Source organism: Caballeronia sp. SL1002 (assembly GCF_057814995.1).
In genome coordinates this window covers 399,648-419,585 of record NZ_JBYMUW010000003.1, presented here as the reverse complement: position 1 = coordinate 419,585, position 19,938 = coordinate 399,648, and the positions used below count along the sequence as shown (strand labels likewise).

Here is a 19,938-nt window from a genome sequence, read left to right as displayed (position 1 = left end):
GATTCCGCGCGGCCGGTTTTGTCCGCTACTGCTGCGAGCCAAGTTGCCAGCGAAGGATCGGATGGGTGCCTCCCGCCGGGATCACCCACGTACCTGCGGGGCCGAAGTCCCAGGTTGGCCCGAAGCTCGATGCTGTGCTCATCTGCGCGGTGGTCAAGCCAAACGCGGCGGGCACTGCGGTGCCCTCATACGCGCCGTTGGGCGCTGTGGTCGTTTGCACGTCCCAGAAGGTGTTCGAGATCGTTCCATGATTGCCGTAGACGATGCCGCCCTTCAGTTCCGGAGCGCCCAGCGCTGTGAGCTTCGTCGTCACGAACGACTCGTTGATCGTGCCCTCGTTGTAGATTGCGATTCCGCCGAGTTGCGCCAGGCCTTCTTCGCCCGTTGCATACGACTGGGTGATGGACCCGCTATTTTGCCCGACCAGGCCACCGCTCCCGGTCGCGAACGACTGGATGATCTTGCCGTAATTGTTCACCGCGATTCCGTGAAACTCGCCACTGTTGCTATCCACTACGACGCTGCTGGACGAGCGTTCGATCGTGCCGTCGTTTTCTGCTGCAATACCGCCGCCGCCGAAAATGGCATTGAGCGCGGCACCTGTCTGCGCTGAGTACGTGTTCGTGATCAGTCCACGGTTCAGTCCGGCGACGAGTCCGGCCGCCGTAAAGTAAAGCCCGTTCACCTTCGAGTCGATGACGCCGAGATTGCGCACCACACCTGTCGTATCGATTATGCCGAAAAGCCCGAGGTAATTAGGCGTTTCCGGCACTGTCTGGCCCAGGAACATATTGCTCACCACGTGACCCATGCCATCGAACTGCCCAGTGAACGGCGTGGCCGCCACGCCTCCGACGCTGGCCTTGCTGGTCGAAAGATCCACATCGCGGCCGAGCGCGTAGACGCCCGCGAGATTGTTCGAAACTTGCGCGAAGTCCGCCGCCGAATTGACGAGCCGATACGCGGTGTATTGCGTGAGCAGGCCGCTAAAGGGCGCGGCGCTCCACGCCGGATTGCTCCGCACGGTTCCAGGCGTGTAGGTGCCGTTCATGTCGTAGAGCGTGGCGACGACGCCCGTACCCTTCGACCAGTCGATCGTCCCGCGGCTTACCACGCTGCCGCTGTTGTCGATCCCGTGGGAATCCGCGCGCAAGGTGAGATTGCCCGCGCCCGTGTTCGCCAATGTCGCGAGCGGGCCGAGCGTCACGTCATGGACGGCGTTCAGCGTGAGCGAGGCGTCGCCGGTCCAGCGTACGGCCGCGCCCAGATTGACGTCGCCGCTTCCGCTGCCGGCGGTCGCATTGACCGTGATCGACGTGCCGTTGTTTAGATTGCTCGCGAGCGTGGCCGAGTTCAGCGGCCCGGCATTGAATTCGGGCGCGCTGATGGTCCAGAGGCCGGCGTGGATGTTTGCGTTGTCGAGGTGAAGCAGGTTGCCCGTGGTGATGACTTCGTCCGACGCTTCGACGTTGGAATGCACGTGCGCCGTGCCGCGATCGGCGACGAGCCATACCTTGCCGTCGCGCGTCGCGGTGCCTGTCGCGCGCAAATCTTCGTGGGTGCCGGCGAGCGCGAATACGTTGCCATCGGCCGCGCGCAGATTGATCTGCGCAGCGGTGATCGTGCCGCTATTCACGACGTCGCCGCGCGTGCCCGGCTGAACGAATACTTGCATTCCAGTCGCGGAATCCTTCAGTAAAACCTGACTCCCGGTCGCAAGTTCCGCCGACCCCTTCGGCGCATCGATGCGTCCATCGTTCTGCACGTGCGCACGCGAAATAAGAAAGACGTCGCCGCCGGTCGAACTGATCTTGCCGAGGTTGAGGATCACGCCGTCGCCCGAGCCGGTGAGGTTCAGCGAGCCGCCGCTCATGAAGTTGCTGTTGCCGATATCGAGCGTCGATGCAACGAAGCGGCCACCTGTCGCGACGACGCCGTTCGCACCGATCACAACGCCTTGCGGATTGATGAGGTAAAAGCTGCCCGACGCGCTAAGTTTGCCGTCGATCTGCGAGCTAGCGGTTCCGGTCACGCGGCTGAGCGTGGCGCCTCCGCCATTGTTGACGGTGACGCTGTTGCCGCTGCCGATCGAGAAACTGCGCCAGTCGATCACGCCGCGTGTCGTGCTCTGCGTGATGTTGACTGCGCTGCCGCTCGTTGAAATCGAGCCGGCGCCCGCGACGAACTGACCGTTTTGCGGAAGCGGTCCAGCCGCGAAGGCGCTTGCGCTCATCGTCGACATGACAGCGGCGAGCCAGCAAGGTGAGCGCAAACGTAAGATACGTGTACAGTAGTTTGAAAGGAGAATCGAATCGAGAGGCAGTGGGAAATGGATTCGGCTGTGCATGGCGTGCTCCTCCGCGTTGCGAAAAACGACGACCCGCAACCGCTTATTCTTGCGCTTCGTCTTGTGACCCATAGAGTTGTAGAACAATGCTGGCCGCGCCGGCGGGAAATCGATGCTGCACGTGCGTAGCGCATCGCTTACATGAGCCGTTCATGCAGCGCGACCGTCGCTGAGCAGGCGAGTGCCTAAAAAGACGCCGCCTATGTCACTGCTGCCCGAGCTGCCAGCGCAACACGGGATGCGTTGCGCCCGTGGGCATCGCCCATGTGCCGTTCGGACCGAAGTCCCAGCGCGGCCCGAAGCTCGCCGGATTGCTCATCTGTGCAGTCGTAAGTCCGTTCGATGCGGGTACGTTCGGACCGCCGTCGCGCTGGCCAGTAATGTCCTTGTCCCAGAAGACACTCGTCGCGCCTGAGGGCGTGTTGAAGATGAAAAGTCCCGAGCGCGGCGCGGGTCCGATTGCGTTCGACACGACGGCGGCCGAAAACGACTCGTCTACTTTGCCCAAATTATCGCTGACGAGTCCCGCGTCGCTCTCGCCCCAGCCATCGACCAGGCCCGCCGCATACGATTGACGGATCGTGCCCGTATTCGAATTCACGACGACCAGTCCCGCACTTGCCGAATCCCGGCCGCTCCCGGTCAGACCGGTCGCGAACGATTGCACGATCGTCCCGTTGTTCTGATCGACGAGTCCGCCGAACGCGCCTGAATAACCGCCACCCGCGCTGCTCCACGATCGCTCGATCGTCCCGTCGTTGCGGCCGACGAGTCCGCCCGTGTCGATGCTGCTGCCGCCGAGCCCGCCCGTGCCGGTCGACTCGTCCCCGGAATTGCCCGCAAAGCCTGTCGAATACGAATGGGTGATGAGGCCGCGATTGCGTCCCGCGAGCACGCCGCCGATGCCGTTCGCCGAGGGGCTCGATGTCCCGTCCACGCCGAGATTGCGCACCACGCCCTCGGTGCCGATCACGGCGAACAATCCGGTGTACATGCCCGGCTTCGCGCCGGAATCGGGCTGACTGCTGGACAGGCCGCGCAGCACGTGACCCATGCCGTCGAACTGCCCGTTGAATTCGAGATCCGCGCCGACGCCGATGCCGTAGAACGTAGCGCCAGTGGGAATCGTCACGTCCTTGCCGAGCGCGAAGTTGCCGGTGAGATTCGCGGCAACGTATTGCATGTCGGAGAGCGAATTCACAAGCAGATAATTCGTGAACTGCGTTTTCAAGCCGCTGTAGGGCGCGGCAGTCCATGCGGGATTCGTGAGGATCGGCCCCGACCCGATCAGGCCGCCGTTCTCTGGACTTAGCGTCGAAACGATACCCGTGCTGCGCGACCAGTCGATGGCGCCATACACGAACACGGCCCCGGCGTTGTCGATGCCGGTCGCGTCAGCGCGCAGCATCAGGTTGCCGCCGCCCGTGTTGCCGAGCGTCGCGCCCGGCACGATCGTCACCGAGCCGTACGCGTTGAGCGTAAGCGCAGAATTGCCGCTCCAGCGCAGGCCCGCAATGTTGATGTCGCCGGAAGTGGCGTTGATCGCTACCGATGTTCCTTGCGACAGTTGCTTTGTGAGGATCGCCGCCGTGACCGGGCCGACGTTGATCGCGGGCGTGCTGAGGTTCCATTGCGCGGCGTGGATATCGGCGTTGTCGAGATGCACCGCGTGGCTCGTGGTATCGAGCGTGCCGCCGCTGCCGTCGGCGTTCGTCGCGTCGATGCGCGCGTGCACATGCGCCGTGCCGTTCTGCGCGATAAGCCATACGTGGCCGTCTCGCGCGCCCGCGCCCGTCGCGCGCAACGCGGAGTGAGCGCCCGCAAGCGCATACACGTTGCCGTCCGCTGCCTGAAGTGCAATCTGCGTGGCGGAAATAGCGCCCTTGTTGACGGCGTCGCCGCTGTCGATGGCCGTCGATTGCACGTAGGTCTGCGGCACGCTCGTGGTATCGCGCACGAGCACTTGACCGCCCGCCGCAAGCTCGGCCGTGCCCTTGGGCGCGCTGATCGTGCCGTCGTTTTCCGCAAGCGAGCGCGCGATCAGGAGCACGTCACCGCCTGTCGAGCCGATCGTTCCCATGTTCACGACTGCGCCCGATCCGCCGCCGCTGAAGGTCAGCGGTCCGCCGGCCATGAAGGCGTCGTTGCCGACATCGAGCGCCGATGCAATGAATCGGCCGCCTGTCGTCACCACACCGTTGGCGCCGATCACGACGCCTTGCGGGTTGATCAGATACAGGCTGCCCGTCGCGTTCAGATTGCCGTCGATTTGCGAGCGCGCCGTGCCGGTGACGCGCGAGAGGGTCGCGCCGCTGCCATTGTTCACCGAGACGGTGTTGCCGGCGCCGATCGAAAAACTGCTCCAGTCGATCACGCCACGCGCCGAACTCTGCGTGATATTCACCGCCGTGCTTTGCGTGGTGATCGTACCCGTACCGGCTTTGAACTGGCCACCTTGCGGCAGCGGCCCCGCGGCGAACACGGTCGATGCGTGCAACGCGATGAGGGGCATTGTCAGGCGCCAGTCGAACGGTCGACTGGCCTTCTTTCCATGAACGAGGTCCGCCATGTCAGCTCCCATTTCCCTCATGCCCTCATTGCCCGCCGAGTTGCCAACGCAAAATCGGCGATCTGCGTCCCGTGGCGGGAATCACCCACGTGCCGTCGGGCCCGAAGTTCCAGCTCGACGCATAGGTCGTGGGGTCGCTCAGTTGCATGGGCTCGCGCGCGTTCGAGGCGGGAATTTGCGTGCCCGAGAACACGCCTGGGGACAGCGGCGCGGATTGCGGCGCGTACCAGTAGACGTCGTCTGCAATCGTGCCGGTGTTCGTGCTCGCGATGCGTCCGAGATTGCGCGCGCCCGTGTCGTCGCTACTGAACGCGTACGATTGCCTGATCGTGCCTTGATTGAGCGAGACCAGCCCGCCGGTGAACGGCGTTTCCACATCGGCGATTTCATACGATTGCGTGATTGCACCGCTATTCGTGCCCGCGAGTCCGCCGCCGCGCGCGCCGCCTGCCGCTATCAGATGAGCATTCAAGACGTAGGACTGCACGATCGTGCCGCTGCTGATGCCGGCCAGGCCGCCCATCGGTCCGGCGGCGGAGACATTCGCGCCGCTTCCCGAGCGCTCGATCACGCCGTCGTTGATCCCCACCAGTCCACCCGCACCTTTCGCGAAGAGCGGGTCCTGCGCTTTCACGCTTCCCGTCGAAACAACGACGTTGCTGATGGTGCCGGCGTTGCGCCCCGCGATCAGTCCGACCGGCGTGGAGAGCGTGACCGCCTCGGCATCGTCGAGGCGTAAATTGCGCACGACGCCGTTCGCGGCGATCTCCGCGAACAGTCCGGTATAGGCATCGCTCGCATTTTGATCGAGGCTGTTGCCATTGAACTGGAACGAGGTGAGGACATGGTTCTGGCCGTCGAACTGGCCTGAGAACGGTGTGTGCGTCGCGCTGCCGATCGGGGCGATCACCGTTGTCGCGCCTGTGCTGCCAAGGTCGCTGCCAAGCGCGTAATTGCCCGCCATGCCGTTCGAAATGTTGCGCAGATCCAGAAGCGTATTCACGAGCTGATAGGACGTGAGCTGCGTCTTGAGTCCGCTGAATTGCGCGCTCCACGCAGGATTCAAAAGCACCGTGCCGCGCGTGAAGCTGCCGTTAGCGTCGACTAATGCCGCGATGCTGCCCGTGCTCTTCGACCAGTCCAGCGTGCCGCGATTGAAGACGCCGCCGGCGTTGTTGTAGCTGCCGGCGTCCGCGCGCAAGACGAGTGAGCCCGCGCCGGTGCTTTGCACGGACGCTTTCGGGTCGACGAACACCGAACGCGTCGCGCTGACAGTCAGCGTGCCGTCGCCGCTCCAGCGCAGATTGCCCGTGACGTGTAGATCGTCGCGCGTGGCGATGGCATTGACGGACGTGCCGTTGTTCAGATTGTGCGAGAGGATCGACGCCGTGATCGGACCGATGTCCAGTTTGTCCGCCGAGATGTTCCAGTGCGTGGCGCGCACGTCAGCATTATCGAGATGCACGGCAGCGCCTTGTGTCTCGACCGTCGAACCAGCGCCCACGAAGTTCTGCGCCTCGATCGTTGCATGGACATGCGTCGTGCCGCGATCGGCGATGAGCCACACGCGGCCGTCGAGCAAGTCCGTGCCGGTCGCCCGGATCGCCCCCGAGTTGCCGGCGAGCGCGTAGACGTTGCCGTCGGCGGATTGCAACGCAATGCGAATCGCGTCGATGCCGCCCTTGTTGACCGCATCGCCGTGTGATCCTGCGGCCGTGACGAACGTCTGCGGCGTGGCGTTGGCGTCGTAGAAAAGCAGCCAGTCCTTCATCTGCACCTGATCGCCCACGGCAAGGTCCACCGTGCCCTGTGGCGCGCTGATGACACCGTCGTTCTCCGCGAGCTTGCGCGAGATCAGATACACATTGCCGTATGTCGAATTGATCTTGCCGAGGTTGACGACACTGCCATTGCCGCCGCCAAAAAACAGCGATGGCTGCCGGTTCATGAATGCGTCGTTATCGGTATCGAGTGTCGATGCGACGAAATTTCCGCCTGTGGTCACCACGCCCGTCTTGCTGATCAGCACGCCCTGGGGATTGATGAGATAGAACTGGCCGGGAGCGGTCAACGTGCCGTCGATGACGGAGCGCTCGGTGCCGGTCACGCGCGCGAGCGTCACGTTGAAGCTATTGCCGTCGACGGTGACCGTATTGCCGTTGCCGATGGAAAAGCTGCGCCAGTCGATGACCGCGCGATCCGATACCTGATGGATGGTGAGCGTGTTGCCCTGCGTCGTGATGCTGCCGGTGCCGGCCACGATCCGTCCGCCTGCGGGCAGCGGTCCCGCCGCAAGCGCGTGCGCCGCGGAGAGCAGGAAGAGCGATACCGCGAACGTATTGCGCCGCGATCGCCGAGTGTCCGCGAGACGATGTGCAGGATGACTCGCGCGGAATAAGCGCCCACGGCGCGAACGAACAGCCGATGCCATCGAACCCGAAGCGTTCGCCATGTTTTGTCTCCTCCGCCATGCAAAGCGTACCCGCGCGATCGAATTGAATACGTCGCGTAGAGCCGTTTAACTTTAGCAGAGGAATGCGAAAAAGATAGACTCGATAACTCTGCTCAGAGGAGGTGTTCCGGGTGCGAAGGTAACCGCTTAAAACCGCTTCGCGCTTCGTATCAGCGAGCCTCGTTCGGATTGAAACACCTAAGCTGTTGCATAGTTATTCGAGCGCGCACCTTTGCGCTGCGATCGACATCGATCCACTAAACCATCGATCTGCGCGGCGTATTTAGACGGTAACCGCTAGAATTGCGGCTTTAGCCTGGAATAAAGCCGATGTCCTTTGCCTCGCTTGGCCTGATCGATCCATTGCTGCGTAATGTGCAGGACCTCAATTACCAGACACCTACGCCGGTGCAGGCCAAGGCGATTCCTGCCGTGCTCAGCGGCAAGGACGTCATGGCCGCAGCACAGACCGGCACCGGCAAGACGGCCGGTTTTGCGCTGCCGCTGTTGCAACGGCTGGTGCAACACGGTCCGGAAGTGTCCAGTAATCGCACGCGTGTTCTCGTGCTCGTGCCCACGCGTGAGTTGGCCGAACAAGTGCTGCAAAGTTTTATCGATTACGGCAAAGGTCTCGATTTGCGATTTCTGGCGGCCTACGGCGGCGTGAGCATCAATCCGCAGATGATGAAGCTGCGCAAAGGCGTGGATGTGCTCGTTGCCACGCCGGGCCGTTTGCTGGATCTCCATCGCCAGAACGCGGTGCAGTTCGATCAGGTGCAATCGCTCGTACTGGATGAAGCCGACCGCATGCTGGACCTCGGCTTCGCGCGCGAACTCGACGCGGTCTTCGCTGCCTTGCCCGTCCGGCGCCAGACGCTGCTGTTCTCCGCGACCTTCACGGATGACATTCGCGCGATGGCGGCGGGCATTTTGCGCGAGCCGGTCGATATCAGCGTCAGCCCGCGCAATGCCACGGCCAGCAAGATCAAGCAGTGGGTGATCCCGGTGGATAAAAAGAACAAGCCCGACTTGTTCATGCATCTTGTCGCTGCGAACGACTGGCAGCACGCGCTGGTGTTCGTTAAAACCCGCAACGGCGTGGACTACCTGGCGGCGATGCTGGACGAAGCGGGCTACGCAGTCGACACGATCCACGGGGACAAGCCGCAACCCGCGCGTCTTCGTGCGCTGGAGCGTTTCAAGACGGGCGAAGTCCATATGCTGGTCGCGACAGATGTGGCGGCGCGCGGGCTGGATATCGACGATCTGCCGCTCGTGATCAACGTCGATCTGCCGATCGTAGCGCAAGACTATGTGCATCGTATCGGACGCACCGGCCGCGCGGGTGCCAGCGGCACGGCGGTGTCGCTCGTATGTGCCGATGAAGCGCCCCAGTTAGCGGCCATCGAAGCGCTGATCCGACAGACGCTGCCGCGGGAAGAAGAGCCGGGCTTCGAGGCCGAACATCGCGTGCCGCAAACCAGCGCGACAGGCGAGATCATCAAGAAACCCAAGAAGCCTAAGAAACCGAAAAAAGTGCAGCAGGCGGGAAACATCGCTCCACAGGTGCCAAGCAAGAAACCGCGCGCGCAGAGTGCTGCAAGCAAACGCAAGCCAGCGGCTCAGCGCGCCGCCGGTGCGGATAAAGGCGCGAGCTCGCCCGTCGATAACCCGTTCAATGTGCAAAAGCCACGCGCGAAAGCTGGCGGGAAGACGGTTGAGGCGAACGGACGGCGAAATCGTACGTAACGGCGGTCTGATCGAGGAGGTTTCCGGCGAATGCCACTAGTCTCGATGCGATTTGGGTTAGACCGTTCAACGCGCGCAGCCAATCCGCACTCCGCCGTCCGCATGCGCGGACGGTGTCCATCGGAATGCCGTAAATCCCGCTAAGCGTGTCGGCCGCATCGACCCCGCGAACGGGCCGTGCGCGAGCAAGTTGCAGCCCTTCAGCGCGATGACGTGCTGCGTAATCTGCGGTCGTTCAGCCGCGCCACGCGGAATTGCGGATCACTGAGCAGAAGTTTCCAGCTACGAACTGCGGCTCCTTATCCGCGATCACATCGGCCTTGACGTTGCCGAACGTCGAACATGGCTTATGCTTGATGCCGTCATAAAACGCCTGAATGATGTCCTCCTTGAAATGCTCCGTGCGGGGGTGAGCGTGGACGATGGCGTGTCTCTCCGCATCGCTATATTGCGGGTAAGTCAGACCCAGCACATCCATTTCCACGCCCGCAGTCACGAGCGCAACGACCGGATGCATATGTTGCGGGATGCCCGGTGTCGTGTGCAGGGCAATCGACGCCCAGACCAGATCTATGTCAGACGCGCTGATGCCACGTTGCTTCAGGAAGTCGCGTGCGGCGTTCGCGCCATCGACCTCGAATCGCTCGTTATGGCTGCTGTGCGACGGCATCAAGCCGATGTCATGGAACATCGCGCCGGCATAGAGCAATTCGGTGTCGAACTTCAAACCGCGATGGGCGCCAGCGAGCGCGCCGAAGCAGTACACGCGACTCGAATGATTGAAAAGAAGCTCGGTTTCGGTATCGCGGATAAATTCCGTGATTTCGCGGGCCAGCTTGCTATCCGGAACCGCTATGCCATTAACGCTCGTGTTCATGACGTACTCCAGGGTGGGTATGGCAGTCATTATGGGACGTGCTAGCATTGGCATTGATAGACGTAAAACGCCGATTTCAGCCATTTCACGTCATATCGAGACCTGGAGAAAAAAGCCATCATGGCTAAGATAATTGCAATGCTCGCGATGCCCGGCGTGCAGTTGCTCGACGTGTGCGGGCCGCTGGACGTCTTTGCGCAGGCGAATATCGAGGCGGGGCGTAACGAATACGCGCTGAAGATTGTCGGGACGGAACGCGGTCAACTGAGAAGTTCATCGGGCGTACGTCTGTTGCCTGACGAGATCTTCGGGGACCATGTGGGTAAGCTCGATACGCTGCTGGTTGCCGGCGCGCCGCATGCGTCTACCATGACCCTCTCCAACAAACTCCGCGCGTGGTTGACTGCAACGACCAAGGCTTGCAGACGCTACGGCTCGGTATGTACCGGTGCGTTCATTCTGGCTGAGGCCGGGCTGCTCGCGAATCGACGCATCACGAGTCACTGGGCTTCCGTGGACGAGTTGTCTCGTCGTTATCCGGGTATCACGGTGGAACCGGACGCGCTGTATATCCGCGATAAGAAGCTGCGCACGGCCGCTGGCGTAACGGCAGGACTGGACCTCGCGCTCGCGCTGGTCCAAGAGGACTTGGGCCGCGATCTCGCCATGCGTGTTGCAAGTCAGCTCGTGATGTACTTCAAGCGACCGGGCGGGCAGTTGCAGTTCAGCCGCAAGGGCCGCGCCGAGCCGACGGGCCGTTCGGTATTGCAGGAGGTCCAGCGTAGGGTTGCGACGCATCCGGAACTGGATCATAGCGTCGCGAATCTGGCGGCGCACGCCGGCTTGAGTTCGCGGCATTTCGCTCGGTTATTTCAGTCGGAAGTGGGCGTGACGCCAGCGGTTTGGGTCGAGAGTGCTCGCGTCGCTGCGGCCAGAAGCCTGATCGAGACGACCGGCGATGCGCCGAAGCAGGTCGCCGCGAAATGCGGGTTTGCCAACGTCGATGTGTTGCGGCGAAGCTTCGTCAAACATGTAGGCGTGACGCCTGTCGAGTACCGAAAAATGTCTCAAAGAAGCTGATGGTTCCGTGCTTCGTCCCGTTCGATGTCCTGAGCCCTAAAAGTGGCGCGCCACTCGTAAGTAGGTGCCTGCTTACGGTTCGTCCTTAGTCGGCTATCGTTGCGCTGGCGGCCGCTAGCGCCTGTCCCACCGCGCCATTCGCGCCCGCAAAAGGTAGAAGTCTCTGAGGAGACTTGATCGACTCTTTAAAAAATAATCGCGATTTTCGGGAATTTTCGTGGGCTTGCGCAGGTTCTCTCCATTGCAAACCGCAGAAACATCAACCTTCGTGGAGAAGAAAATGAAAGTCATTGCCATCGTAGTTGCAAGCGTTGCGACCATCGCCTCAGCGAGCACGTTTGCTCAAGCCAAGACACGCGCCGAGGTCTATCAGGAGCTAATTCAGGCTCAGAAGGACGGGCGTGATTTCGTCACCGATACCTCGTACCCCGACGTCAATCCGATATTCGAGAATCAGTTGAAACAGCGGCAAGCGCTGCTCGCTCAAGAGCGATCGAATAGCGTCACGAGCACAACGCCAGCCAATCCGCAGGAATCCAACTGAACGGATCGTATCGATCGGAAAGCAAGGGAAGTCGTCGTGAATGACGTTCAGCATGCTGGATATACAGGATCGCTAACAGAGTGTGAGGTTATCGTGAACAAAGCTATTATTTTCGCATTGGTTCTTTCGTCGGCATTGGCGGCGCCGTCTTTCGCATTTGCCGAGAACAACGGTCCCGTAACGCGTGAGCAGGTTAAGGCGGATCTGGTGCGGCTCGAGGAAGCGGGTTATCGTCCGGGCGGCGAAGACCCGAATTATCCGCAGGACATTCAAGCGGCAGAACAAAAATCGCGAGAACAACAACACCAGGCGACGGCTTATGGATCGACCATGGACGGAACATCGGCGTCACAGTGATGGGGTTGAGGCGGCGTTGTCTGCGCGAGGCATTGCTTTGCTAAGCGCGGCACAGAGGTCCGAAAGATGGACGGATCGAAGTGGAGGAGCGCGAAGCGAAAGGTATGAGACACGTGGCTCTCGTACTCTCCGCTTTCGGAGTGGCGCGCGCCGAGCATCGAATCGAGGGTCGAGGCGCGCCGCACCAGAAAGTCAGGCTGATGTGCTGACGAACAGACCGCTCGAACGCGAGACGCCGCTTTGCAGGTTGCTGGCGAGCGTCGTCAAGAACTTTTGCAGCGTTGCGCTCGACGATGCCGAGGAACTGTCGCTGGATCCCCCCAACGCCGAGAGCAGGCTCTGAAAGTCGCTCGACAACGCGCCGCTGCTCGACGTCGAACTTGCGGAAGCGCTGCTGTCCGACGCGCTGCTCGATGTGCTGGACGATGCCGTGCTCGTGCCGCTGCCCGACGAGAGCGATTGCGCGAGATTTTCGATCGCCGATGCGAGGTCGTTGCCATAGCCCTGTGCTTGAGACGGCGGCGGGGGCGGGGGCGGCGGCAGCGAGCCGCTGGTCGACGTAGCACTCGTGCCGGACGAAGCGCTTGGGCTTCCATCGACGCTGCTCACCGGTGTCGAGTCGGTGCTGCTGTCGGTGGAAGGTGGCGGAGGCGGTGCGCCGTTCGATTGACCGAGCGACTGAAACAAGTCGCCCATGAATTGCTGAAGCGCGGCCGAGATGGTGGTATCCGAGCTGGTCGAGGTGCTGTCGGTCGAACTCGTTGACGATGAAGCCGTATCCGCATCCGTCGACGAGGTGCTCGGCGTCGAGATGCCGAGCGCAGAGAATGCAGACGCAATGGCGGCGGCGAGCGGATTGATATCCGAGGTTGAGCCGGTGTCCGACGACGAGTCGGTGCTGCTCTGGGCCGCACGACGCTTCGAGAGGCTTTGCTGCCAGATCTGGGCGTTGCTGGCGGACCCGGTCAATGTCGAAATCGACATGAATGGTCTCCGTAAGATTAACGAAATCGCTTCGCGGGGCGGCGCCCGCTTGAGGCACATCCGTTATTACGACAAGTAAGTCCAGAGCTGAACCGGACCTAAATCTCGTCCTCTTACCAAACCTTTCCACGAGGGAATAAAGCCCCGTCATGAAGCTCCGCGACAGGGTATCGTAGCCTTCCGTTAACGGTGACGCCCGATGCGCGGTCCGTCGAATCGTCCGGCCGGCAACGGCCACGACGGCCACGACTCGCCGTGCTCAGCGCGGCAACCTATTCAACTCGGTCGCTTGCGCGGTGACCGGACTTCGGGCGGCGTAACGCAGCAACTTGCCGAAGCAGTGAAGGTAACGAGGCGCCGCATGACGCATAGCGCGGCTGCTCAGATGCTGACCGCCGCGATCTGCCGCAGCCTCCGCGCGAGCGCCTTCGAGACGACGGGCGCCTTTCGGTCGTTTGCATGGCGGGCAGCGTCGCTTTCGCGCAGGAACATCACGATCTCCCGCGCGACGATCTCGCGCTCGTTGTCCGACGTAATCATGTGATACGAGTCGTCGAGGAAGATGGTCCGCACAAAGCTCGCGCCGATGTGCGCATCGACGAAGCGGGCATTGAGCGGGCTTGCCGTTTCGTCGTCGATTGCATGCATGATCAGCGTGTCCGTCGTGATCGCTGGAAGTTGCCGCCGCACATCGCCCGACAGTCGGCTCGCTTCGTGCAGCGCGGACAGGGAAATCGTCGACGGACCGACTTCGCTGATAGCGTCTTTCTGCATCGCGCGGGCGATCTTCGCCCGCAACGCGACGTTCTTCAGCCCGTACGGCTCGCCTTCGCGATATCGCCAACGGTGCCGCAACGGCGTGTACCACGCCCAGTTAAGCAGGAAGCGATACCAGGGGATCGCCCATCCGTCGTATTCGAGGGTCACCGAAAGCAGGATCAGCGCGCGGGTCGCTGGACGTTCGGCCGCGAGCGCAATCGAGAGCGTCGCGCCGATCGACAGTCCGCAAACCGACACCGTTTCGTACTTCGCCTGCAATGCGTCGAATTCACGGACGGCGGCCGCGAGCCACGCTTCCATCCGCTTCTCGCTCGTACCGGCACTGTAGCCGTCGAGCGCCGGTGCGACGGCCGTGAAGCCCTCTCGATACAGCGCGCGTGCAAGAAAGCGCATTTCGAGCGGTGAACTCGACAGGCCGTGCAGCAAGAGCACCGCATGCTGGCCGCCTTCATACACGATGCTCTTGACTGCATTCATGACGAGCCTTCGACGCGAAACACGAGGAAGTCGCCCGCATGAGTGGTGAAGCGCTCGGCGATACAGACAATCGATTTGTACACGCCGCCTCTGCTGAACCGCACGCGATGAGTGCCTGGATTCGACGTCGACGAGAGCCGCACCGCGTCGGCCGGATGCACACTATCGAAGCACGCGCCATGCGCGACGCCGGAAACGTCTTTCGCCGCGCCGGGCTGCGCAGCCGCGCCGGATGATCGGTCGAACGCCTTGATCAGAATGATGTCGTCGTGATAGTGCGGCAGGTGCCGCAGCAGCCGATGCGTTTCGTCGGCGGCACGCTTGGCGAGCGCGCGTTCATTGTCGAGTCGCAGCAGCATTTCATAGCGCGACTGCGCGACGCTCGCGATGAACTCGGCACGAAATTGAGCGCGTCGTAGCCGCTCGATCAAGACGATAACCACGAGCGTAATCAGTGGATACGAGATGATCAGCGCGAGGTCGGATTGGTCGAGCGTGGCGATCTGCTCGTACGGCGGTACGAAGAGATAATCGGCAATGCCGAGCCCCAGCGTCATTGCGACGAGGGCGCGCGTCATGCCGAAGAAATATTCGACCAGCGCCGCCGCGATCAGAAACGCGGTGCCTGGCATGATCGGGCCGAGATACGGGTGCAGGATCATCCGTAATGCCCCTGCGACGCCGACTGCAAGCGCGGTGTAAAGCCACGCCTGGCCGCCTCGGGGCGCCCAGCGGCCAGCGTTTTTTACTTTCATAGCCTTTACTAACTGTTTGCAACGGTCGGCAAGTCGCCGTCGCTAAAATGCGAACTGGTTCCGTCATCGCTTTCTGTGCGCTTTCGGCCGTCATTTGATCGGGCCGCCGTCGTTGCAAAGACGCCGCGCCCGTTGCGGATTAAAGCAGCGCGATGCTTAACGTTTCCTTATGCAAGTCGTCCTTTTCGTTCGCAGGTCGTCACGGCGAATTTGAAGGCTTTTATTCAATAGACCGACGAGGCTCGCGAAGCGAACGACAACCTACGTAATGACGCGCAGTGTATCCAGACGGACATCCGCGAGCGTGAGTAGGTGTGGCGTGTTTTGTGAAGATGGCGTGCGGGATCGCCGCTGGCAGTCAGCGCCTCCGACGTCGCTGCAAAAGGACCAACGACTGGTCATGTGCCCGTCTTGATAGAGCCGAGCGGCATGCGTCCCGTGCGGACCAAGTTGGCGCGCCAGGCGTCATAGTCACCGGCATCCGCGATGTATGCCCGGGATATCGCGCAATGCGTGGAAACGGTCGATAAGACGGACCCAATGGGTCCGGTCATCCTTTTGGAAGCTCAAGCGGCGGACTGCAGTGTTCCGCCGGTCCTCCATCCTACGACTCGTGCCGCGCGCCAATCTGCGCGATTGCAATACGCGCGGCCTTGCGCACTTCCGGATCGCCGTCGCCGAGTGCTGCTTCGAGCACGGCGAGCGCGCTGGCATCCGCCAGTTCGCCGAGTGCAAGCGCCGCTTCCTTGCGCACGTTGCTGATCGGATATGTGAGCAAGGTCGCAACCGCATGGCTGCTGGCGACGTCGCGGATACGTCCGAGCGCGCGCGCCGCCTGCAGGGTCACTTGCCAGTAATCGTCGGCGAGCGCGGCTTCGAGCGCGGCGCGCGCAGCCGTCAGACGCAGCTTGCCGAGCGTCGCGGCGGCTTCCTCGCGCACGCGCCATTCGTCGTCGGATAACGCGTGGCGCAGTGTGTCGAGCACGGTATCGTCGGTGGCGAAACCCAACGCGCCCACGGCGGCGTGACGGACTTCGGCTGCTTCATCATTGCGAGCGAGCGCCGCGAGGGGTGGAAGCGCCGCCTCGTCGCGCAGCCAGCCGAGCACGCCCACCGCTTCGCGCCTGACGTCCGCCGACGTATCCGATAACGCCTCGCGCGCCGCCGGTGCGGATTGCGGCAGACGTAATTCACGAAGAGCCCGCAGCAACGCGGCGCGCGCGAATGTGTCTGCGTTGGGAAGTTGGCCGAGCACGCGTGCGCCCGCCGACTGCGCCTTTAGCGCGGTCAGGCTTTCGGCGGCGGCTTCGCGCGTGGCGATATCGAGCGTGTCGTCTCGCACCGCATGACAGAGCGCGTCGACGACTTCATCCAGCTCCCACGCGCCGAGCCGTTGTGCCGCCGTGCGGCGCACGTCGGCGTCGGCGTCGTGACGCAGAACGTGAGTCAGCGCGGGCAACCACGCTTCCTCTTCCAGTTCGGCCGCTTCGATCACCGCGAGCCGGCGCACAGCGGCATCGCTATGCGTGAAGCGCGCGGCGAGTGCGGCGTCGTCGGCGTCGGTGAATGCATCGAACAGCGGAGAAGGGCGCGACGAAGTGGCGTGCGTCATGGAGCGGTCTGGACGGAGTTCGTGAAACGGACGCGCGCCGGGTCATCCTCGAAAACGGCGGGCGTGGCGATGGCCTGATGCCGCAGTAGCATGAGACACCGGCGCTTGAGTGCGACGAATTCGGGTTCCGTGACGAGATCGTGTGTCTCGCCGCGAAGCCGTGGCCGCGCGAAGGGCACGCGCAGTTCTTCGAGTATCGTGCCGGGACTTGCGCTCATCACGAGGATGCGGTCGGCGAGAAACAACGCCTCGTCGATGTCATGCGTGACGAAGATCACGGTCGGCTTGTGCTCGCTCCACACGTCGAGCAACAGCGCCTGCATCATCGCGCGAGTCTGGGCGTCGAGCGCGCCGAACGGTTCGTCCATCAGGAGAATTCGCGGTGCATTGAGCATGGCGCGTGCTATCTCGGCCCGCTGCTGCATGCCACCCGACAATTGCGCCGGATAACGGTCCGCGAATGCGCCGAGACCGACGCGTTCGAGCAGCGCGCGTGCTTCGGCGTACCGCTCACGGCGGCCGACGCCGCGCATCTTCAAACCGAACGCGACGTTGTCGAGCGTCTTGCGCCACGGGAGCAGTGTGTGCTGCTGGAACACCATGCCTCGATCGGGATGCGGTCCTTCGATCGGTTTGCCGTCGAGTGTCGCGCGGCCTGCGCTCGGCGCAACGTGTCCCGCCAGCGCCGCGAGCAGCGTGGACTTGCCGCAGCCCGACGGACCGAGAATGCAGACGAACTCGCCCGCTTCGATAACCGCGTTCACGTCGCGCACGGCGATGAAAGCGCGCGCGTCATCGCCTAGCGTCACCGAGAGTTTGTCGAGGCGCACACGGCCCGTGCTGGTCGTATGGTCGTGCGGGTTCATCGGCGGCTCCCGGTGATGAGCCACGGCGTCAGGCGCCGTCCGGCAAGACGCACGAGCGCGCTGCTCCCCATGCCGAGCAGGCCGATCAGCAACATGCCGACCACCACTTCGGGATAGCGCTGCACCGTGTACGACTGCCAGGTGTAGTAGCCGATGCCGAACTGCCCCGAGATCATCTCCGCGGTGACGAGACAGAACCACGACGTGCCCATGCCGATGGCAAGCCCGGTGACGATGGAAGGCGCGGCACCCGGCACGATCACTTCGCGAAGCACGACGAGCCGGCTCGCGCCCAGGCTCTTCGCCGACGATACCAAGCGCGGCTCGACGCCTTCGACGCCGTGAATCGTGCCGAGCAGGATCGGAAAGAACGCGCCGGTGAACGTGATGAAGATCATCGACATCTCGGAGGAGGGGAACATCAGAATGGCGAGCGGGATCCACGCAACGGCGGGAATCGGACGAAGCACTTCGAGCGGCGTAAGCAGCGAGAGCCGCGCGAGGGTCGATCGTCCGATGACGACGCCGAGCAAGATGCCGCTCACCGCCGCGACGACATAGCCCGCCGCGATACGCCGCACGCTGCTCGACAGGTCCGCGAACAATTTCGGCGAGTGCGTCAGATCGACGATGGCCGCGAGCGTATCGGCGGGCGTCGGTACGTTTTCAAATGTGATGAAGCTGAGATTCCAGCGTTGCGTGGTCGCGAGTTGCCATAGCAGCAGGCAGACCGCGAGCGAGGCCCATTGGACTACTGCGCGCGAGCCGCGCACGCGTAGCCGGGGAATGGAGTTAGCGAGCGTCGCCATTACGGCCTCAACGATTGGCAAGCGCCGTGGGCTGGCGCGCGGCGGCAAAGTCGAGCACCCGTCCGCCGTGTTGATTCGCCCACGCTTGCGCGCGGTCCTTCAAAAGGAAGGCGTTCAATTGTCCGTCGCCGCTTTTCGCGAACCACGCCTGATTGCCGAGCAGCTTGATGCCGCTCTCGCGATCCTGCGCATAGAAAGCGCGTACCTGCTTGCCTTCTCGCTCGATCGCGCCGATCTGTTGCACGGCCTCTTCGGGCGTCGCATAGCTGCGCACGGTCGGCTCGCCGCGCACCCAGATCTGTGCAACGTGCGCATCTTTTTCGATCGGCTTGCCCGTGAGCGCATCCTTCGCGACGAGCGGCGTCTGCGCGTAGTTGCGCAAGGCCGCGTCGTAATCGAGGTGTTCGGCCTTGAAGGCGGCGCGAAGATAGCTATCGTCGATGAATGCATTGGCGTTCAGATCGCCTTCGACTTTTTTGAGCAGCTTGAGCGTGTCGAACGATGTTGCCACCGCTCGGCGGTACTCGGGCTTCCAGGTGAGATCGCGCGTCTGCAGACCGAGTGGGCCATGGAACAGATAGTCCACTTCAGGCTCGATACCCGTGACCTTCGCGATCAGCTCGCTGTACTTTTCCGGTTCCGCGGCGAGCAGCCGGTTGGCTTCGATCACCGCGCGCAAATAGGCGATGACCACTTCCGGATACTTCTGCGCGTAGTCCTTCTCGACCAGCGTGCCATGGAACGTCGGCGTGTCTGCTTGCGATCCGTCGTAGATCTTGCGCGCGAAACCGCGATACGGGAACAGTTCCGCGAAGGGCACGAAGTCCGCGTGCGCGTCGATTTTTTGCGTCTGCAAAGCGGGGCCGGCGACCTCGGGCGCCTGCGTGACGATGTTGACATCCCGCTCCGGATCCCAGCCTTGCGCGGCAACGGCGCGCAACAGCATGCCATGCGCCGTCGAGGCGAACGGCACGGAAATGGTCTTGCCTTTCAGATCGGCGATGGACTGCGCTGGCGAGTCGTTCGGCACAACGATCCCGTTGCCGCTGCCTCGCACGCTGCCCGAGAGCACGTTGATGAAAACGCTGCCCTTGTGTGCCTTCTGATTGGCGACGCCATTGAGTACGCCGGGAAAATCGGCCATCGAGCCGAAGTCGAGTTTGCCCGCGACCATCTCATTGGTGATCGGCGCGCCGCTCGTGAAGTTCTTCCACTCGATGTCGTATTGAACGCTCTTGTACTTGCCGTCGTGCGGCAGATACTTGTCGAGCAGATGCAGTTCGCGGATCAGCGCGCCGCCCGCTGCGGTATTGATCGTCGTGTCCTGCGTGCCGATCGCCACGCGGATGGTTTCGGCATGCGCGATGGAGGTGGCGGTGGTGAGCACGGCCACGAGCCCGATGAGCAACTTGCGTTTCATGAGGCGAGTCCTCGTCAGCGAAGAAGATAGGGAATATCGACGTGTACGGCATTGGTCGGGCAGTCGCGTTCGCACGGCATGCAATACCAGCATTCATCGAACTTCATGAAGGCCTTGCCGGTTTCCGGATCGATGGCGAGCAGATCCATCGGGCATACGTCGATGCAGACCGTGCAGCCTTTATCGGCGATGCATTTGTCCTCGTCGATCATGACGGGAAGACTCGTGCGCAGATGCGCTTCGCGGGGAACGAGGGCCAT

At 62.5% G+C, this 19,938-nt stretch carries 17 protein-coding genes; 5 read left to right on the top strand and 12 right to left on the bottom strand.

Annotated features, from left to right (window positions below; all coding sequences use genetic code 11):
* Nucleotides 1-25: 25 nt before the first annotated feature.
* From AC3D25_RS19315 to AC3D25_RS19305, 3 genes are all read right to left on the bottom strand, one after another.
* Nucleotides 26-2,242, bottom strand: a complete 2,217-nt coding sequence (locus tag AC3D25_RS19315; protein ID WP_488890061.1) for a two-partner secretion domain-containing protein — start codon at nt 2,240-2,242, stop codon at nt 26-28.
* Nucleotides 2,243-2,552: 310 nt separating this feature from the next.
* Nucleotides 2,553-4,916, bottom strand: a complete 2,364-nt coding sequence (locus AC3D25_RS19310) for a two-partner secretion domain-containing protein (protein WP_488890060.1) — start codon at nt 4,914-4,916, stop codon at nt 2,553-2,555.
* A 25-nt stretch (nt 4,917-4,941) separates the two neighbouring features.
* Entirely contained in the window at nt 4,942-7,368 is a 2,427-nt protein-coding gene (locus AC3D25_RS19305; protein WP_488890059.1) for a two-partner secretion domain-containing protein, read from the bottom strand.
* A 330-nt stretch (nt 7,369-7,698) separates the two neighbouring features.
* Here AC3D25_RS19305 and AC3D25_RS19300 point away from each other — a divergent pair, with 330 nt between their 5' ends.
* Nucleotides 7,699-9,117 (top strand): DEAD/DEAH box helicase, encoded by a 1,419-nt coding sequence (locus AC3D25_RS19300; RefSeq protein WP_488890058.1) that lies wholly within the window; start codon nt 7,699-7,701, stop codon nt 9,115-9,117.
* 235 nt (nt 9,118-9,352) lie between these two features.
* Here AC3D25_RS19300 and AC3D25_RS19295 read toward each other — a convergent pair whose 3' ends face one another.
* Nucleotides 9,353-9,994, bottom strand: a complete 642-nt coding sequence (locus AC3D25_RS19295) for an HD domain-containing protein (RefSeq protein ID WP_488890471.1) — start codon at nt 9,992-9,994, stop codon at nt 9,353-9,355.
* Between the two features lie 138 nt (nt 9,995-10,132).
* Between AC3D25_RS19295 and AC3D25_RS19290 the strand changes: the two genes are divergently transcribed.
* The 3 genes from AC3D25_RS19290 to AC3D25_RS19280 all read left to right on the top strand — a co-directional run bounded on the left by AC3D25_RS19290 (nt 10,133) and on the right by AC3D25_RS19280 (nt 11,975).
* The gene (locus tag AC3D25_RS19290) at nt 10,133-11,074 is read left to right on the top strand and encodes a GlxA family transcriptional regulator (RefSeq protein ID WP_488890057.1); all 942 of its coding nucleotides are present in this window, start codon (nt 10,133-10,135) and stop codon (nt 11,072-11,074) included.
* Nucleotides 11,075-11,354: 280 nt separating this feature from the next.
* The gene (locus AC3D25_RS19285) at nt 11,355-11,618 is read left to right on the top strand and encodes a DUF4148 domain-containing protein (protein ID WP_488890056.1); all 264 of its coding nucleotides are present in this window, start codon (nt 11,355-11,357) and stop codon (nt 11,616-11,618) included.
* Between the two features lie 36 nt (nt 11,619-11,654).
* Nucleotides 11,655-11,975: a DUF4148 domain-containing protein gene (locus tag AC3D25_RS19280; RefSeq protein WP_488890055.1), complete on the top strand. Its 321-nt coding sequence runs from the start codon at nt 11,655-11,657 to the stop codon at nt 11,973-11,975.
* A gap of 192 nt (nt 11,976-12,167) precedes the next feature.
* On the opposite strand, the gene AC3D25_RS19275 is transcribed toward AC3D25_RS19280, so the two are convergent.
* A complete protein-coding gene (locus AC3D25_RS19275; RefSeq protein ID WP_488890054.1) occupies nt 12,168-12,671 on the bottom strand; it encodes a hypothetical protein in 504 nt (167 codons plus the stop codon).
* A 22-nt stretch (nt 12,672-12,693) separates the two neighbouring features.
* Between AC3D25_RS19275 and AC3D25_RS19270 the strand changes: the two genes are divergently transcribed.
* Entirely contained in the window at nt 12,694-13,038 is a 345-nt protein-coding gene (locus AC3D25_RS19270) for a hypothetical protein (RefSeq protein ID WP_488890053.1), read from the top strand.
* Between the two features lie 302 nt (nt 13,039-13,340).
* Here AC3D25_RS19270 and AC3D25_RS19265 read toward each other — a convergent pair whose 3' ends face one another.
* From AC3D25_RS19265 to AC3D25_RS19235, 7 genes are all read right to left on the bottom strand, one after another.
* Nucleotides 13,341-14,216 carry an alpha/beta hydrolase gene (locus AC3D25_RS19265; protein ID WP_488890052.1) on the bottom strand — a complete coding sequence of 292 codons (876 nt, stop codon included), beginning with the start codon at nt 14,214-14,216 and terminating at the stop codon, nt 13,341-13,343.
* Nucleotides 14,213-14,971: a DUF4118 domain-containing protein gene (locus AC3D25_RS19260; protein WP_488890051.1), complete on the bottom strand. Its 759-nt coding sequence runs from the start codon at nt 14,969-14,971 to the stop codon at nt 14,213-14,215. Before AC3D25_RS19260 ends, AC3D25_RS19265 begins: the two co-directional genes overlap by 4 nt.
* Before the next feature lie 604 nt (nt 14,972-15,575).
* On the bottom strand, nt 15,576-16,583 hold the full coding sequence (locus AC3D25_RS19255; protein ID WP_488890050.1) for a HEAT repeat domain-containing protein: 1,008 nt from the start codon (nt 16,581-16,583) through the stop codon (nt 15,576-15,578).
* Nucleotides 16,580-17,449 carry an ABC transporter ATP-binding protein gene (locus tag AC3D25_RS19250; RefSeq protein WP_488890049.1) on the bottom strand — a complete coding sequence of 290 codons (870 nt, stop codon included), beginning with the start codon at nt 17,447-17,449 and terminating at the stop codon, nt 16,580-16,582. Before AC3D25_RS19250 ends, AC3D25_RS19255 begins: the two co-directional genes overlap by 4 nt.
* Nucleotides 17,446-18,258 (bottom strand): ABC transporter permease, encoded by an 813-nt coding sequence (locus tag AC3D25_RS19245; protein ID WP_488890048.1) that lies wholly within the window; start codon nt 18,256-18,258, stop codon nt 17,446-17,448. Before AC3D25_RS19245 ends, AC3D25_RS19250 begins: the two co-directional genes overlap by 4 nt.
* Before the next feature lie 7 nt (nt 18,259-18,265).
* Nucleotides 18,266-19,678 (bottom strand): ABC transporter substrate-binding protein, encoded by a 1,413-nt coding sequence (locus AC3D25_RS19240; RefSeq protein ID WP_488890047.1) that lies wholly within the window; start codon nt 19,676-19,678, stop codon nt 18,266-18,268.
* A gap of 14 nt (nt 19,679-19,692) precedes the next feature.
* The gene (locus tag AC3D25_RS19235; protein WP_488890046.1) at nt 19,693-19,938 is read right to left on the bottom strand and encodes a 4Fe-4S dicluster domain-containing protein; all 246 of its coding nucleotides are present in this window, start codon (nt 19,936-19,938) and stop codon (nt 19,693-19,695) included.